We start from the raw sequence: 18246 nt of genomic DNA, 5'->3' as shown, positions 1-18246 counted from the left end.
CATGCAAGCTATGAGTCAAATTCCAATGAACTTACAGACGATTGAGTTGTTTCATTCTGATAGAGGAAAAGAGTTTGATAATCATTTGATTGATGAATGTTTAACAGCATTTGGAATTAAACGGTCTTTAAGTCGCAAAGGCTGCCCCTATGATAACGCAATTGCAGAAAGCACATTCAAAGCAGTGAAAACAGAATTTGTGTCAAATACTATTTTTGATTCACTGGCGCAACTTAAATTGGAATTTAATCACTATGTGGATTGGTTTAATTATAATCGACTTCATTCAACATTAAATTACCAGTCGCCGATTGAATACAAAAGAAATCGATGACCTTATCTTTTTGGTACTAAAAAGTGTGGACATACCACTGCTACCCGACTAGCAATATTACAAAAACGTTACAATTTTGTTTCAAAACCCAGCGAATGCTGGGTTTTTTTATGCTGATTTGGTTAATTAAAAAGCTAAACTACCTAGGTTAAATATTTTTAAGAATTAAGATTATTTAGGAAATAAATATTATTTAATATTATTAGGTTAACTAATTTAATAAATCCTATACTTAAGCACATGTTTTATGAAACTGCTTGTCAAAATTAGGGCTTGAGGAAAAGAATTAAAGAAAATTTATTTTTTTTAACAATTTTGTTATCCAATTTGTTAGAATAGACGGCAACTAGACTTATTTTAATTTTATAAATTTGGAGTGGATATGGTTGTTGCTGTTAATAAACGTTCTGTAATGACATTATTTTGTGATACAACAGATATTTACGGGCATCAGATTCGTTTTGTTTTGGCAGAAAAAGGGGTAACTGCGGAAATAGAGTTTGTAACGGCGGATAATTTACCACAAGAATTATTGGATCTTAATCCTTATGGCTCAATTCCAACTCTAATTGATCGTGATCTTACGTTATATGAACCGCATATTGCGTTAGAATATTTGGATGAACGCTTTCCACACCCACCATTAATGCCTGTTTATCCTATCGTTCGTGCTAATTCACGATTAACAATGTATCGTATTAAAAAAGAGTGGTATAGTGAATACAAAACAATTATTGCTGACCCTTATAGTGAGGAGGCTAAAACAGCACGAAAAAATCTTCTTGATGATCTTGTTTCGATTTCGGTTATGTTTAAAGAAAAAGATTATTTTATGAGTGATGATTTTACATTATGTGATTGTTATTTTGCTCCGTTACTTTGGCGTTTGCCATTGCTTGATATTGAATTACCAAAAGTGGCTGAAAAGAATTATTTAGCCTATATGGCGAGGATTTTTGAACGTCCTGCTTTTATTAATTCATTAACTGAAGCAGAAAAAAAAATAAGATCATAAACAATTAAATTTATCTTTATTTACGATAATTTTAGACAAGGTAGCCTTGATGGAACTTGAACAAATGACGCCACGTCGCCCTTATCTATTTAGGGCTTTTTATGACTGGATTTTGGATAATGATTTAACACCTTACATTGTTGTTAATACTTCTGTATATGGGGTGTTAGTACCGCAGGAATTTATCCAAAACAATCAAATTGTACTAAATATTGCCCCACAATCAGTTGGCCAATATTTGGCTACTAATGAACAAATTGAATTTAATGCTCGCTTTTCTGGTATACCACAACATATTGTGGTACCAATGGCGGCGATTGAGGCAATTTATGCTCGTGAAAATGGTGTGGGTATGGGATTTGAAGATGAACCACAATATAGCATACAGAATGAATCTTTGTCCTCACAACCTGAACAATCTAAATCAAAACCTAATCCATTTCGTGTTGTAAAATAATTTGTAATATTGTTAATTAACGGTGATTCACTATGATGTATGCAGTAGATTTATCGTTGATAATGTTAAAAATAGTGAAAAATAGATGAATGAGTAACGAAATCGAATTAAAGTTTGAAATTAATACTAGTGATATTGCTAATTTAAGATATTTTCTAGATCAATGGGCTGATAGCGACCAAGTTGAATTTTCAACGATATCACCAGCAAAACGCAGTTCTACAAAACTCAATTTGACTAGTACCTATTATGACACAAGCGATTACTACCTACGTAATAATCAGTGTGGATTGCGAGTAAGGGGATATGAAAGTGATCACCAAAAAGAGTTTGAAATCACCTTAAAGCGAGATAGCAAGTCTGTGGCTGGTTTACATGAGCGTGCTGAATTTAATGTTGACTTACCCAATTCAGAACCCAATTTAGCTGTATTACCACATATGGCATTACCCTATAATTGCGATATTGAGCGGTTACAACGAGATTTATTACCATTGTTCAGTACCGATTTCAAAAGGCAAACTTGGCTAATTTTTTTTGCGAGTAGCGAAATTGAGGTGGCACTAGACCTAGGGGAAATTAAATCAAACAAAAAAGTTAAAATCATTCAAGAAGTCGAATTAGAACTTAAACAAGGTAATAAACAAGACCTGTTTAATTTTGCTCTTGAGTTAAGCCGCTTCCATTTGCATCTTTTTTCACAAAGTAAAGCTGCTAGGGGCTATTGCTTACTGAAAAATGCATCACTTAAAACTTGTCAATTTGATCTTCAAGCCCATCAAGATCTAGCAAACCTGTTAAAATTTTGGCAACAAAATGAAGAATATGCATTAGAAGTTAATGATTTAGCATTATATCAACAAACGCTAAACCAAATAAATTATATTCTAATAGATAAAAATCTTTCTTTTGAGCCTGAATTTGCTCAATGGCAAATGGCATTATTGACTATTAACTCTGTAAAAGAATTTGCTTTTAGTGAGATTAATACAAAGTTCAAGCTTATGTTGATCGCAAATCTGACTATTAATTAATAGGATAAAAAGTAAAATAATGAAGCTCTCCTTTTTTAAATTACCGTTCTTATTCCTGCTGTTTTATGGGGTGCTAGATAGCACTTTTTTAGTTGGACGAGAATTCCTTGTTGACAATATGGTTTTTAGCTATGCAAAGGTTAACCCATATATTTGGGCCGATTCTTTTTTATCATTAATTATTTATATTGTTTTACCTAATACTTTTAATCAGCTAGCAAATCTAGTTTTAATTTTTATTACTTCAGCCATAATTTTGTACAAGAATTCTGTCTATCGGGCCAATAAAAAGAATTTGCTTTGTGTGTTCTTAATTGTTATTTTTATAATAATAGGCATCAATGGTTATCAGGTGATATTTGAGCGACAGGTTCTTGGATTTTTATATTCTGCTATACCGCCATATTATTTTCCTTATATAGAAAGTCTCTATATAGGCGTATTTAGATTAGCTTGTTATATTTGGATAATAATGGTGATTTGTTTAGGGATAAAGCTACTGCGAACAGTTTTTGTAACAGAGCCAGATATGATTGTATTATCCTCGGACAATAGTCAAAAAACTCATTTATCTTTATTTATTCTATTATTTAATTTCTATTATTTATCTATTGCTTTATTTTGTTTAAATTTCTTTTTTGTTCCTAAAGATCCTCTGGATTCTATAGGCCCCCTTGAATACCACATTAGAACTATTATTTTTTATTCAGTTTTTTTACTGATTGTAAATACGATTGGTTATTTTGTTTTGCGAAAACAATTTAAAACTGTTTATGATAATTTACAGGTGAAGTCATTAATTTCAAGTTCTGTCATTGCTTTTGTGTTAACATCGCTGACAGCAATAATTGTTTTATTTTTCAATATATATTGTCTGAAATGGTTTGATGAGGTTGCAGACTCATTAACAGACAGCGAAATAATGGCTATTGTTATAACAGATATTATATTATTTCTTCTTACTCTATGTGTAATAGGTTCGGTAGTTGTTAGTAAAACAGCAAAAGCATTTTTTGGGAAAAAAGTTAATTTATCCAGTTTTGTTGAGTCAAAGTCAGAATAGAATTTGTACAAATTAGTTTAGTGGTAACATTTTTACATTAATTGTAAGAATTGTTGCCTGAAATTTTTACTTTTTTCGGTATGATATGTTTTTATTTATACAACAATATAATGACGGTTTTTATTAGGATATATGGTTATATATAGCTCCAGTAAAGGTCTTTTTCTCCAAAAAGACTTTGCACCTATGGCAATATAAAATAAAAGGTTTAAAGAAGTTGTATATTCTTTATGAATCATTCCTAAAAACAATACTCAATTAAAACATCATCTCATTATTTTCGACACGTTTTTATTTTGTATATAAAATACTATATAACTTACAAAAGTTACTTATAATATATTCTTATTTTGCTAATATTATTTTGTGAAGAAATTTCTAAGAGAGCTTGCTTATGTCAGAATTTAACCTTCCAGTTTCTTCTTTGCTTGAACAACAAAAGCAAAAAGTTGCCTCTCAACTTAAACAATGTCAATCAAACGAAATACAAGCTAATCTAGATATTTTAGTGCAAAGTAATTTTTTGGTAGATGCATTTTATCGATTTCCTAACTGGCTAACAGAAATCAGCCAAAATCCACCACAACCAGACGAAAGACAGTATTACCAAACTTGGTTAAATGAAAAATTAATAGCAGTTTCAGATGAAACTGAATTCATGAAGATTTTAAGGCAATTTCGTCGTTATATTTTAGTCCGGTTAGCATGGTCTCAACTAGTTCATATCAGTAATGACGAGCAGATCTTATTACAATTAAGTGAACTAGCTGAGGTGATAATTGTTACAGCACGTAATTTGCTTTATGAGCTTAGTTGCAAAGAGTGGGGGACACCTTACAATGCTCAAGGTCAGACTCAGCCACTGCTGATTTTAGGTATGGGAAAATTAGGTGGTGGAGAACTTAATTTTTCGTCCGATATTGATTTGATTTTTACCTATCCTGAACATGGACAAACACAAGGAGGGCGGAAAGAGTTAGATAATGCTGTATTCTTTACACGTTTGGGACAACGTTTGATCAAAGCGTTAGACCAAATTACAGAAGATGGATTTGTTTATCGCGTTGATATGCGCTTGCGGCCACTTGGTGATGGTGGACCTTTGGTGCTGAGTTTTTCTGCTATGGAAGATTACTATCAAGAACAAGGGCGCGATTGGGAACGTTATGCAATGGTTAAAGCTAAAGTGCTTGGTGATCAACAATCTCCTTATGTCAGTGAGCTTTATCAAATGTTAAAACCATTTGTTTATCGTCGCTATATTGATTTTAGTGTTTTACAATCATTGCGTAATATGAAAAGCATGATTGAACGTGAAGTGCGTCGTCGTGGTTTAAAAAATAACATTAAGCTTGGTGCTGGTGGGATTCGTGAAATAGAGTTTATTGTACAAGTTTTTCAGCTTATTCGTGGTGGAAGAGTAGTGGGGTTGCAAACTCGTTCGCTATTAAATGCGCTTGATGTGATTGAACAAGAATCGCTACTTGCATCGAATGAAGTATCGTTATTACGAGAAAATTACCTATTTTTACGCCGTTGTGAAAATCTTCTACAAGCTACTGCTGACGAACAGACCCAAACCTTGCCAGATAATGCACTGGATCAAGCTCGTTTAGCGACAAGCATGGGCTTTAATCATTGGCATGATTTTGAACAAGCGTTATTAGTGCGGATGCAACATAACCGCCAAATTTTTAATGAACTTATTGGCGAAAACGAATCAGAAGCTACCTCAACGACTAAGCCTTATAACGATCAATTTGACGATCTTTGGGTGCCTGATCTTCAAATAAGCGATGTTAGTGCAATATTACCTACCTATTCAGAAACAGAAGTTACGCAGATCTACCAAATGCTAGTGCAATTTCGTGATAATATAGGTAAACGTACCATTGGCGTACGGGGGCGTGAAATCCTCGATCAGTTAATGCCACGTTTGTTAGAAGCTGTCTGTAGCGAAAAGCAAGCAACAATGGTGCTATCAAGGATTTTGCCGTTACTTGTTAATATTGTTAGTCGTACCACTTATTTAGAACTGTTACTTGAATATCCAACTGCTTTGAAGCAATTGATTCGCTTATGTAGTGCTTCACCAATGATTAGCGATCAGCTGGCTCATTACCCTATATTATTAGATGAGCTTATTGATATCAATTCGCTTTATCAGACTGTTGCTCCAAATGAATATAAAAGCCAGCTTTATCAATATTTATTGCGTATTGAAGTTGATGACGAAGAACAACAACTTGAAGCTTTACGTCAATTTAAACAGATGCAATTGTTGCATATAGCTGCTTGCGATGTTGAGCATGTATTAACTACCATGAAGGTCAGTGATCACCTAACTTATGTGGCTGAATCATTATTAGATTTTGTCATACAAATGGCTTGGAATCAAATGATTACTCGCTATGGCAAGCCTGAGCATTTGGCTGATAATCATAAAGGCTTGGTGGTAATTGGCTATGGTAAATTAGGCGGTTGGGAACTGGGTTATGGTTCGGATCTCGATTTGGTTTTTTTACATGATTGTCCAGTTAATAGTATAACTAACGGCAATAAGCAGATAGATAGTCGTCAATTCTATTTGCGTTTAGTTCAGCGAATTATTCATCTATTTAATGTTCGTACTAGTTTTGGGATTTTATATGAAGTTGATGTAAGGCTTCGCCCTCAGGGTGATGCAGGATTGCTTGCTTGTAGTTTAGATTCGTTCGAAGATTACCAAATGAATGAAGCTTGGACTTGGGAGCATCAAGCATTAGTCAGAGCAAGAGCTATATATGGAGAAGGTGAATTAATAAAACGTTTTAACCAAATTCGTCATAATGTACTTTGTAAAAAGCGTGATGAAGTTGTATTAAAAAAAGAAGTGCGTGAAATGCGTGAAAAAATGAGAGTACATCTAGGTAGCACTCAAAACAATTTATTTAACTTAAAAATTGATGAAGGAGGAATAGGAGATATTGAGTTTATATCGCAATATCTTGTGCTTAATTATGCTAATAAATATCCTAAAATGACAAAGTGGAGCGATAATGTTCGGATTTTAGAACTTGCGACAAATTATCAAATAATGGATAGCCAAGAAGCAGAGCAGCTAACACAAGCCTATATCGATATGCGCAACAAAATTCATAGATTAGCATTGCAATTACAATCTAGCACGGTTAATAGTTCGCAATTTGTGCAAGAAAAACAAATAGTCAACCAATGCTGGCTAAAATGGTTAACATAATAAATTGGCTTTTTATTTTAATGTTTGGTTTAACTTTATTGTGGATTTAAAATTTCTAGGAAATGTAAAAATCAATGCCACATTAATGGCATTGATGAAAAAAGTTAAAGTATATGTATATTAAGCCACTATTTTGCTTCCTTCCATAAAATCATATCTTGTTTTTCAAGTTCTGAAGCATCAAAGCCGATGGTTGTTGCCATATCTTCGCGGTCAAAAGCAATATCGCCACCATTAACAGCAAGATCACCTTTTTTAATCCCTTTAAAATCAAACAAATTGGTATCACACAGATGGGATAGGGTGATGTTTTGTGTTGCTCGGAACATGGTTTCAATGCGTCCGGGGAACTTTTTATCCCATTCATTGAGCATTTCTTTAATTACTTGCCTTTGTAAGTTGGGTTGTGAGCCACAAAGATTACAAGGAATAATCGGAAATTGTTTAATTTCAGCGTATTTGGCGATATCTTTTTCTTTGCAATAAGCTAGTGGTCGGATAATGATATGTTCACCTGAATCATTCATTAGCTTTGGCGGCATTGCTTTGAGTTTGCCACCATAAAACATATTTAAAAATAGTGTTTCTAAAATATCATCTCGATGATGGCCAAGGGCAATTTTTGTTGCACCAAGTTCTGTTGCTGTGCGATATAAAATGCCACGACGTAGCCGTGAACAAAGCGAGCAAGTTGTCTTACCTTCAGGGATTTTATCCTTGACAATACCGTAGGTGTTTTCTTGCACGATTTTATATTCAATGCCTAACGAATTTAAATATTCAGGCAATACATGTTCAGGAAATCCTGGTTGTTTTTGATCTAAGTTAACCGCTATTAGATCAAAATGTACTGGTGCACTGATTTTTAAGTTGATAAGAATATCGAGTAAAGTATAACTATCTTTACCACCTGATAAGCAAACCATAATACGATCACCTTCTTCGATCATATTAAAGTCAGCGATTGCCTCGCTAGTTAAGCGACGCAATCGTTTATGTAGTTTATTTTGATTATATGTATTCATCACAATTTTATTTGTTATTCGGCACGGCTCATGTAACGACGTTCAGCAATATGAATTTTGACTTTTTCGTGGTTATCAATATATTCAGGAACCTGAATAACAAGCCCTGTTGATAAGGTGGCAGGCTTGGTTCGTGCACTTGCTGAAGCGCCTTTAATGCTTGGCGAGGTTTCAACAATATCAAGTTCAACAGTCTGTGGCAATTCCAAGGCAAGAACTTCACCATCAGCCATTAGCACTTGAATACCATTCATACCGCCTTCAGGGATAAACAATAATTCATCTTCAATTTGTTCTTTTTTGAAAATATAAGGGGTAAAATCTTCATTATCCATGAACACATATTCATCACCATCAATATACGAAAAACTAACAGGTCGACGGGATAGTTCAATTGTTTCGAGGATATCATCACCTTTAAAGCGTTCCTCAACTTTCCCACCATTTTTTACATCGGTAAAACGCATTTTATAAAGTGTACTGGCACCGCGTGCACTTGGACTTTGAACATCAATATCTTTAACAAGTAATAATTTACCATTATAGGTGACCGCGTCACCACGTTTTATTTCATTTGCTTTAGCCATAATATATATTCTTCATGATTAATAAAAAAGGTTAAAAAATTAGCTCGCTATTTTACCGCCAACTTGCTATTGTCACCATCAAAATTTATTAAATAAACTTAAAATAAAGGAAATACCATGACAGATTCACTCCAATGTCGAAAAAACTGTGGTGCCTGTTGTATTGCTCCTTCAATTTCATCAGCTATCCCTGATATGCCTAAGGGCAAACCAGCTGGTATTGCTTGTATTCATTTAGATAACAATTATCAATGTAAATTGTTTTTTCACCCATCAAGACCGACAGTTTGTGGTCGATTAAAACCTTGTATCAAAATGTGTGGTAATAACCGTTCGCAAGCATTGAATTATTTAACTCAATTAGAACAGCTAACTAAAGGTTAATTATTGTATATAGTTAACAAAACAGTTCGATTATTAGAATTATTTATCCCGCCATCATTTTTTTTTGATACACTTTCACTCATTTTATTTATCTGTAATGATTAATATAAATTTTTAGCTGCCTACTTGGCTGTTAAATAATGTGGAGTATAAAAAGTTATGCTCCATAAGATTTACTCTCCTTAACAAAGAAGAATATTGATATGAAAAACAAATTAAAACGAGATTTGAAGGCGCGTCACTTAGCCATGATCGCCATTGGTGGTTCAATTGGCACTGGGCTATTTGTTGCCTCAGGAGCAACTGTTGCTCAGGCAGGTCCCGGTGGAGCTTTGCTTTCGTATGCCATTATAGGTGTAATGGTGTACTTTTTAATGACTAGCTTAGGGGAACTTGCTGCATATTTACCTGTTTCAGGCACCTTTGCAACTTATGGTTCACGTTATGTAGATGAAGCGTTTGGTTTTGCCATTGGCTGGAACTATTGGTATAACTGGGCAATTACGGTTGCGGTTGACCTAGTTGCCGCTCAGCTAGTTATTTCTTATTGGTTTGATGCCGGTTCTTATAGCTGGTTATGGAGTTTATTGTTTTTAAGTATCATCTTTTGTTTAAACTATATTTCAGTTAAAGGTTTTGGTGAAGCTGAATTTTGGTTTTCATTAATTAAAGTCGTCACCGTTATTGTTTTTATTATTGTTGGTTTATTAATGATTATTGGTATTTTCCATGGTGCAGAAGGTGCGGGCTGGCAAAATTGGACCATCAAAGAAGCGCCTTTTGCAGGTGGATTTTCATCAATGATTGGTGTAGCAATGGTAGTTGGATTTTCATTTCAAGGTACCGAATTAATTGGAATTGCAGCTGGTGAATCAAAAGATCCAGAAAAAAATATTCCTAAAGCAATGCGACAAGTCTTTTGGCGAATACTGTTATTTTATATCTTTGCGATTTTAGTCATCAGTTTAATTATTCCTTATACTGATCCTAATTTACTACGTAATGATGAAACCGATATAAGTGTTAGTCCATTTACCCTAGTATTTGAACATGCAGGATTATTATCAGCTGCGGCATTAATGAATGCAGTTATACTGACTTCAGTTTTATCTGCGGGTAACTCAGGACTTTATGCTTCGACCCGTATGCTTTATGCTCTTGCTAAAGAAGGTAAAGCACCTAAAATCTTTGCAAAATTATCATCATCAGGTGTACCCCGTGCAGCGTTATTAGCAACGACGTTTGTGGCCATGCTTTGCTTCTTAACGTCGATGTATAAAGATCAGGTTGTTTATTTGTGGTTGCTCAATATGTCTGGTATGACCGGTTTTATTGCTTGGTTAGGAATTGCAATTAGTCATTATCGTTTTAGAAAGGGTTACCTTATGCAAGGTCATGATGTTAATCAATTACCATATAAATCAAGCTGCTTCCCATTTGGCCCTGTTTTTGCTTTCGTATTATGTTTAATTATAACACTTGGCCAGAATTACGAAGCCTTCCTACAAGATTCTATTGATTGGAATAGTGTAATTGCAACCTATATCGGTTTACCATTATTTTTAATGATTTACTTTGGCTATAAAATAGTTAAAAAAACAAAATGGGTTAAATACGATCAAATGAACTTTTCTAAAGATGATTCGCTCACTAGTTAGTTTGAATATCTCACTTCTCCGTCGACTTTTGTCGACGGTTTTTTTATTACAAAAGAGAAAAATAAACAGTTATATAGCTATAAAAGTTTATTCTGATAACGATATTAGCGACTTCGGAAGATGATGCGTGCTTTAGATAGATCGTAAGGTGTCATTTCAACAGTAACTTTATCACCAGTTAAAATACGAATATAGTTCTTTCGCATCTTACCAGAAATATGTGCAGTAACGATATGACCATTTTCAAGTTCAACACGAAACATCGTATTTGGAAGAGTATCAAGTATAGTTCCTTGCATTTCAATGTTATCTTCTTTTGCCATTGGGGCCTCTTAATAATAAGTACAAATTAAATATACTCAACTAACTTTTCTCGTCTAAGCACCATAGTGCAAAGATATAGCATTGCGCTTTTATGTCACCTAGAAGGTGTTTTATTCGATGACAAAGTAAAGTTAAGTATAAACACAAAAAGCTGAGTTTAAAATAAATAAACACAGCGGCGAAATAATGCCGAAAAAACTGTCAGATGTAAAGCCCTTTCTACTATTTCTTTGCAGTATAAAGTCCTTGCTGATGAATGTAATGCCACACTTTGGGCGGTAACAAATTTTCACAGCTGACTTGGTTGTTAATATTTTGTCTGATTTCAGTAGCTGAAATATCTTCAAGTGGCGTATGTGCAAAAAAGATATAACCATGTGGTGAATTGTGTAGATCTTTAACGTTTGTGGTATAATGCACATCAATCCATTGTTGTAACTCAATGTTATCAGTTTTTTGGGCATAACCTGGTCTACGGCAAATTAGTAAATGGCAATAATCAAGCAACGTTTTCCATTTATTCCAAGTCGGTAAACTCAATAATGAATCTTGTCCCATAATAAATGCCAATCCTTCACTATTCCCATTTTCTTGTCGCCAGGCTTGAAGAGTTTCGATAGTATAAGAAGGACGTGTTGAAGTTTCAGGTAAGATCTCTCTTACATTCAACGCAAATAATGGTAAACCTTCGATAGCCAATTTTAACATTGCCAAGCGTTGTTCAGTACTCGCTTCGGGTTGTGGTTTATGAGGAGGGATATGATTAGGCAATAAACTAATTTGCTTTAATCCGACTTCATTTGCTAACGAAATAGCAGGGCGAAGGTGTCCATAATGGATCGGATCAAAAGTTCCTCCTAATAATGCAGTTAACATTTATCTAATCCCATAAATTGCATCGATAAATTAAATATTGCGTCCCATATTCGTGCTTGGTTATCATGCTTTAAACTGATTTCGATCTCTGTCAATTTGGCTAACAAATTAAATAGGTCATTAATATCGCAACGGTTGAGATAACTGGTATATATCGTTCTTTTATTTTGCCAAACCTTATATTCATCGAAAACTTGTTTTAATGATTTTTGTTGCAATCCTTTTTTTAAATTGATCATCAATATCAATTCACGTTGAACAATCCGCAATAAAATTAACGGCTCAAATTCATTTATTTTTAATTGTTGTAAAATATGAATGGCTCGCTTTGTTTTATTGGCAATCATCGCATCAATCCAATGATATGGTGTAAATATTGCCGAATCATTTATATTATTTTCGACTTCATCATAAGAAATGCTCTGATTAGGATACAACAACTTAAGTTGTGCAATAATTTGTGTTAATGCTAGTAAATTGCCTTCATAATAATAGCAAAGCAGTTCAATTGCCTTTGGTTCAATGGTCATTTGTTGTTGTTGCAAATGATTTTTAATCCATTGTGGTAACTGTAAAGTATCGGGTGTAGTGCAATTGACAACCACCAATTTATCAGATAAAGCTTTATACCAAGTAGCGTTTTCTTGCGATTTCGTAATTTTGTTAAGTGTAATAACCAGCGCAATACCAGGGGTTAAAACCTCACTTAGTGTATTGAGTTTGGTAGTGATAGCTGCGTTTAATGAACCCTCACCAAAATCAAGAAAAATCAGAGTATTTGCAGAAAATAGATTCATAGCCTGACAGCTATCATAAATTGCTGTCCAATCAGTTTGATTATCAATTACAAAAGTAAGTTGCTCGTCAAATCCTTCTTGTAAAAAGGCCTTGCGTAACTCAGTTTGCACATAATGCTGTAAATAGGGATCACTACCTAAAATTAAATAATAGGGTGCCCCCACTTTATGGTTAATTTGATCGGCGCTAATTTTAATCATGTCAATGTTAATTTACTGCATGAATCGATTTTAATTTACGGATGACTTGTTTAGCCGCTTGTTTAAACATTTCGTTTTCAATCAAGTCTTGTTCAACCGTCTTAGCCAAAGCTTCAGCAGGATTATCAAAAAACGTTCTAAACACGCGTACGCTTATTGGATAAGTCTGTTGACCAGTAATAACAACTTGTGCTTCAATCGTTAGCACTAATTGATATTCCGCAGCTTTACCATCTTGATAAATCGAGATGGTATTGCGACTTAGGTTTTCACTTACCATTTTTAACAATGGTACCTGACCTGAAGCATTATTATTCGTTATTGTCACATCATTATCGTGTAATAACTCTTTAATATTGCGAGACAACCGGCCATAAGGGTCATAACTTATGTAAGACATCGTTTTAAAACTTTCTGGTACTTCTGTCTCATGTTGCAAGTGAAATCCACATCCTGTTAAGGATATTGTTAATAACATAATTAATGCTAAATATTTTTTCATATCAATAACCGCCTAAATTTAGTTATCAAACAATATTAACCAACAACAAGATTTAATAATTTACCCGGTACATAAATCACTTTACGGATAGCAACATCATTCAAATATTTTTGGATGTTAGGCTCTTGTTTTGCTTGTGATACAACAAAATCTTGATCGGCATCGGCAGGTACAATAAATTTACCGCGGACTTTGCCATTGATTTGTACAACAATGAGTTTTTCGTCCTCAACCATTGCCGATTGATCTGCAACAGGCCAAGTTGTATTATCAATCGATTCGTTGTTACCTAAAGCTTGCCACATAACAAAACAAGCGTGAGGCATCATAGGGTAAAGTAGTCGAACAATCGCATTTAAAGCTTCATTCATTAGAGCGCGATCTTGCCCAGTTTCTTGTGGTGCTTTTTGTAAGCGATTCATAAATTCCATCACAGCGGCAATAGCCGTATTAAATGTTTGGCGGCGGCCAATATCATCACTCACTTTCGCTATGGTTTTATGTAATTCACGACGCAATGATTTTTGTTCACTATCTAGAGCTGTAACGTCTAGTTTTGCTGCTACACCTTTTTGGGTATGTTCATAAACTAAACGCCATACACGTTTAATAAATCGGTTTGCACCCTCAACGCCAGATTCTTGCCATTCTAGAGTCATATCAGCAGGCGAAGCAAACATCATAAACAATCGAACGGTATCAGCACCATATTTTTCAACCATCTCTTGTGGATCGATGCCATTATTTTTTGATTTTGACATTTTTGTCATACCAGCATGAACTAGCTCATTGCCATGACTATCGACAGCTTTAGCAATGCGGCCCTTATCATCACGTTCAATAGTGACTTCAGTTGGCGAAACCCAAATACGTTCATTTGTTGGGCTAGTATAATAAAATGCATCAGCTAATACCATACCTTGGCAAAGTAGGCGTTTTGCTGGCTCATCTGACGATACCAAACCAAAATCACGCATTAATTTATGGAAAAATCTAAAATAAAGTAAATGCATAATGGCATGTTCAATACCACCAACATACTGATCAACAGGTAACCAGTAATTTGCCGCCTTTTCGTCTAACATACCTTTGTCGTAGTTTGGACAAGTGTAACGAGCATAATACCAAGAAGATTCCATAAAGGTATCAAACGTATCGGTTTCACGTAGTGCAGGTTGACCGTTAACGGTTGTTTTAGCCCAGTTAGAATCTGCCTTAATTGGACTGGTAATACCATTCATTTCAACATTTTCAGGTAAAATAACGGGTAATTGGTCTTCTGGTGTTGGTATGGTTGTACCATCTTCAAGCGTCACCATTGGGATTGGTGCACCCCAATAACGTTGACGCGAAACACCCCAATCACGTAAACGGTAATTAACTTTACGTTTACCAATACCTAATGCAATTAACTTATCAGCAACAGCATTAAATGCTTGATCAAAATCAAGACCATCAAATTCGCCTGAATTAAATAACTTGCCATGCTCAGTATATGCTTTTTCAGAAAGATCTGGTGCGTTACCGTCTTGAGTTAAAATAACAGGATTGATTGGTAAGTGATATTTAGAAGCAAATTCATAATCGCGTTCATCGTGACTTGGTACAGCCATTACTGCACCTGTACCATATTCAATTAACACAAAATTAGCAATCCAAACAGGGACTTTTTTACCTGTTAAAGGATGAATAGCATAAAAGCCTGTGGCAATACCTTTCTTTTCCATGGTTGCCATATCAGCTTCGGCTGTTTTGGTATTTTTGCATTCAGCAATAAATTCAGCAATTTTAGGATCGTTTTGAGCTGCTAATTGTGCAAGAGGGTGCTCTGCGGCGATAGAGACAAAGCTAACGCCCATTAATGTATCAGGACGAGTTGTATAAACGCGTAATTTATCAGAATAATTTTCAACAGCAAAATCAAACTCAACCCCTTCAGAACGACCAATCCAGTTACGTTGCATGGTTTTAACTTGCTCTGGCCAGCTTTCAAGCGTATCCAAATCATTAAGTAGTTCTTCGGCATATTCGGTAATTTTAATAAACCATTGTGGAATTTCTTTGCGCTCAACAGGGGTACTACAACGCCAACAACAACCTTCAACCACTTGCTCATTAGCAAGTACGGTCTGATCATTTGGGCACCAGTTAACTGCCGATGTTTTTTTATAAACTAAGCCTTTTTCGTATAACTTAGTAAAAAACCATTGTTCCCATTTATAATATTCAGGACGACAAGTAGTAATTTCACGATCCCAATCATAACCAAATCCTAAAAGTTGTAATTGCTTTTTCATATAAGCAATATTTTCATAGGTCCATTTTGCAGGTGCAGTATTGTTTTTAATTGCAGCACCTTCAGCAGGCAAACCAAACGCATCCCAACCGATTGGCTGTAGTACATTTTTACCATTTAAACGTTGGTAACGTGAAATGGTATCACCAATGGTGTAGTTACGAACATGACCAAGATGCAAACGCCCAGAAGGGTAAGGTAGCATCGATAAGCAGTAATATTTTTCTTTTGACGAGTCTTCAGTAGCGTGAAAGGTTTTATTTTCTTGCCAATGTTTTTGTACTATGGCTTCTATTTCATCTGGGCGATATTGTTCTTGCATGACGAGTTAATGTCCTATCTATTATTACTAATAAAAATATGCTGCTAATTGTATTGGTTATTGATTCGTTTTACAAACGATATATGAAGTAAGATATTGATTTCTTGTTATGATAAATTCTAAGTTATTGAGCATATCTTATTACTGATATTTAATAAATAACAAAGCTTTAATAGGTTAAGGTGAAAGGAGTACAACAAGTTAAATTAATTGCTATTTAAGTGTGATTAAATAGCAATTAAAGATAGGTATCTTAATTATAAAACAGTCTAACCGCCATTAAAAACGCTAGTAAAACGTGATAAAAATGATCGTTGTTCTTCTTTAGGAATGTTTTTAAGATTTGCTTGAATCAGTTGATCAAGTTTTTGGGTTTCATCAGCTAAGCCTAATTCATTATAAGCATTACGCATTAAAAGCAATGCTTCTTTAGTTGAATCGGTATCTGGGAACATAATTAACATTTCAGTCACGCGATTAATCACAGCTACATAAGCACCGCGTTTTGTATAGAATTGTGCGACTTTTAACTGATAGCGAGCCAATCTATTTTTCAAAAATACAAGGCGTTTTTGCGCATCGGCTGCATATTGACTGTTTGGAAAACTAGATAGTAGATAAGAAAAGTCCTTAAATGCAGCTGAAGCATAATCGGGATCGCGATCTGAACGATCAACATTAAACCAACCTTGGATCATATTGTCGTCTTGTGCCATATTTGAAATGCCACGCATATAAATAACCCAATCAATATTTGGATGCGTTGGATTCAATTTCAAAAAACGGTCAATTGACGCAATTGCTAACGGTAAGTCAGCTGATTTATAGTAAGCGTAAATCAAATCAAGTTGAACTTGTTGAGAATAAGGACCAAAAGGATAATTTTTGTCCAAGGACTCTAATATAGTAATACTGGATTTAATATTACCATTTTCAAGCTCAGACTTCGCTTTGTTATGTAGTTCAATCTCGGGTACATTTTCAACATCGGGCTTGGAAGAAGTACAGCCAATTAGCATGCCACTTAAAGCGATAGCTAGCAAAGAGTGTAAACGCAATTTCATTCAGTTTTTGATCCAAATATAATTAAACATTAAAGGCGATGATTAGTATATAATACTCTAAAACATAACAGCTTAAAATAGATAAATTACACATGCATGAGTTAAAATTATCAACTAAAATCGAACAAAGTCAACTAGGAATGCGTTTAGATCAAGCATTATCCGAGCTTTTTACTGATTATTCACGCTCAAGAATAAAAGATTGGATTATTAATAATAAAGTCACTGTCAACGATGTTATCGTTAATAAACCAAAAGAAAAAGTGCTCGGTGGCGAAATAATAACTATTAATGCTGAAATTGAACAAGAAACTTATCATCAACCAGAAGATATAAAGCTTGATATTGTTTACGAGGATGATGACATTTTGGTGATTAATAAACCTCGTGATTTAGTTGTGCATCCTGGAGCAGGTAATCCTGATGGTACGGTATTAAATGCCTTATTGCATTATTATCCTGAGATAGCACGCGTACCCCGCGCAGGTATTGTGCATCGTCTAGATAAAGATACAACAGGGCTAATGGTTGTAGCTAAAACTATTATGGCACAAACACATTTGGTCGAATCACTTCAACTACGCGAAATTACACGCGAATATGAAGCTGTGGTCATGGGGATTATTACCGCAGGAGGAACCGTTGATCAGCCTATCACCCGTCATCCAACCAAACGTACACATATGGCTGTATTCCCAACGGGTAAACCAGCGGTTACCCATTATAGAGTGATGGAAAAATATCGCCTACATACACGTTTGCGATTGCGTTTAGAAACAGGGCGAACTCACCAAATCCGAGTGCACATGGCACATATTGCTCACCCACTAATTGGTGACCCACTCTACGGTGGAAGACCAAGGCCGCCTAAGGGGGCTAGTGAATCTTTTATTCAAACTTTACGCGATTTTAATCGCCAAGCATTACACGCTACCATGTTGCGATTATATCATCCTATAACAGGTGAACAAATGGAATGGCATGCTCCTATTCCTGAAGATATGCAAAATTTAATACAAGCTTTACAAGAAGATACCGAACAGCATAAAGATGAACTAGATTGGTGATA

16 protein-coding genes and 1 pseudogene are annotated in these 18246 nt (G+C 34.8%); 9 read left to right on the top strand and 8 right to left on the bottom strand.

The features are described from left to right. From A9G38_RS10235 to glnE, 6 genes are all read left to right on the top strand, one after another. Window positions 1–334 (top strand): IS3 family transposase (locus tag A9G38_RS10235; protein ID WP_065623264.1); only part of this gene is annotated, 334 nt, incomplete at its 5' end. 382 nt (window positions 335–716) lie between these two features. After that, entirely contained in the window at window positions 717–1349 is a 633-nt protein-coding gene (locus tag A9G38_RS10230) for a glutathione S-transferase N-terminal domain-containing protein (RefSeq protein WP_034911300.1), read from the top strand. Window positions 1350–1398: 49 nt separating this feature from the next. Continuing rightward, entirely contained in the window at window positions 1399–1806 is a 408-nt protein-coding gene (locus A9G38_RS10225; RefSeq protein WP_051634194.1) for a ClpXP protease specificity-enhancing factor, read from the top strand. 89 nt (window positions 1807–1895) lie between these two features. Next, window positions 1896–2840, top strand: a complete 945-nt coding sequence (locus tag A9G38_RS10220) for a CYTH domain-containing protein (RefSeq protein WP_051634195.1) — start codon at window positions 1896–1898, stop codon at window positions 2838–2840. Between the two features lie 19 nt (window positions 2841–2859). After that, entirely contained in the window at window positions 2860–3903 is a 1044-nt protein-coding gene (locus A9G38_RS10215) for a hypothetical protein (protein ID WP_034911303.1), read from the top strand. Between the two features lie 394 nt (window positions 3904–4297). Beyond that, on the top strand, window positions 4298–7141 hold the full coding sequence (glnE, locus tag A9G38_RS10210; RefSeq protein WP_034911306.1) for a bifunctional [glutamate--ammonia ligase]-adenylyl-L-tyrosine phosphorylase/[glutamate--ammonia-ligase] adenylyltransferase: 2844 nt from the start codon (window positions 4298–4300) through the stop codon (window positions 7139–7141). A gap of 128 nt (window positions 7142–7269) precedes the next feature. Here the strand turns inward: glnE and ttcA are convergent, their stop codons facing one another. Next, entirely contained in the window at window positions 7270–8166 is an 897-nt protein-coding gene (gene ttcA / locus A9G38_RS10205) for a tRNA 2-thiocytidine(32) synthetase TtcA (RefSeq protein WP_034911307.1), read from the bottom strand. A 14-nt stretch (window positions 8167–8180) separates the two neighbouring features. After that, window positions 8181–8753, bottom strand: a complete 573-nt coding sequence (gene yeiP / locus A9G38_RS10200) for an elongation factor P-like protein YeiP (RefSeq protein ID WP_034911308.1) — start codon at window positions 8751–8753, stop codon at window positions 8181–8183. Window positions 8754–8870: 117 nt separating this feature from the next. Between yeiP and A9G38_RS10195 the strand changes: the two genes are divergently transcribed. Together A9G38_RS10195 and A9G38_RS10190 are read left to right on the top strand one after the other, a co-directional pair. Beyond that, window positions 8871–9137, top strand: a complete 267-nt coding sequence (locus tag A9G38_RS10195) for a YkgJ family cysteine cluster protein (protein ID WP_034911309.1) — start codon at window positions 8871–8873, stop codon at window positions 9135–9137. Window positions 9138–9340: 203 nt separating this feature from the next. Then, window positions 9341–10795, top strand: coding sequence for an amino acid permease (locus tag A9G38_RS10190; RefSeq protein ID WP_034911310.1), 1455 nt, complete (start codon window positions 9341–9343; stop codon window positions 10793–10795). Window positions 10796–10899: 104 nt separating this feature from the next. Here A9G38_RS10190 and infA read toward each other — a convergent pair whose 3' ends face one another. The 6 genes and pseudogenes from infA to bamD form a co-directional block, all read right to left on the bottom strand. Beyond that, on the bottom strand, window positions 10900–11118 hold the full coding sequence (gene infA, locus A9G38_RS10185) for a translation initiation factor IF-1 (RefSeq protein ID WP_034911311.1): 219 nt from the start codon (window positions 11116–11118) through the stop codon (window positions 10900–10902). Between the two features lie 223 nt (window positions 11119–11341). Continuing rightward, window positions 11342–11995, bottom strand: coding sequence for a nicotinate-nucleotide adenylyltransferase (nadD, locus tag A9G38_RS10180; RefSeq protein ID WP_034911312.1), 654 nt, complete (start codon window positions 11993–11995; stop codon window positions 11342–11344). Continuing rightward, entirely contained in the window at window positions 11989–12993 is a 1005-nt protein-coding gene (gene holA, locus A9G38_RS10175; RefSeq protein WP_034911313.1) for a DNA polymerase III subunit delta, read from the bottom strand. Before holA ends, nadD begins: the two co-directional genes overlap by 7 nt. A 7-nt stretch (window positions 12994–13000) precedes the next feature. After that, window positions 13001–13495: an LPS assembly lipoprotein LptE gene (gene lptE, locus A9G38_RS10170; protein WP_051634196.1), complete on the bottom strand. Its 495-nt coding sequence runs from the start codon at window positions 13493–13495 to the stop codon at window positions 13001–13003. A gap of 35 nt (window positions 13496–13530) precedes the next feature. Then, window positions 13531–16113 carry a leucine--tRNA ligase gene (gene leuS / locus A9G38_RS10165; protein WP_034911316.1) on the bottom strand — a complete coding sequence of 861 codons (2583 nt, stop codon included), beginning with the start codon at window positions 16111–16113 and terminating at the stop codon, window positions 13531–13533. Between the two features lie 341 nt (window positions 16114–16454). Beyond that, window positions 16455–17177, bottom strand: a pseudogene (bamD, locus tag A9G38_RS10160) (outer membrane protein assembly factor BamD); the annotation flags it as partial. A 92-nt stretch (window positions 17178–17269) separates the two neighbouring features. On the opposite strand from bamD, the gene rluD reads away from it, so the two are divergent. Continuing rightward, window positions 17270–18244, top strand: coding sequence for a 23S rRNA pseudouridine(1911/1915/1917) synthase RluD (gene rluD / locus A9G38_RS10155; RefSeq protein ID WP_034911317.1), 975 nt, complete (start codon window positions 17270–17272; stop codon window positions 18242–18244). Window positions 18245–18246: the final 2 nt, after the last annotated feature.

Origin of the sequence: Gilliamella sp. Imp1-1 (assembly GCF_001690415.1) — a bacterium.
Lineage (GTDB): Bacteria > Pseudomonadota > Gammaproteobacteria > Enterobacterales > Orbaceae > Gilliamella > Gilliamella bombi.
The sequence above is the reverse complement of the archived record's forward strand: the minus strand, read 5'-3'. Positions and strand labels throughout refer to the sequence as shown.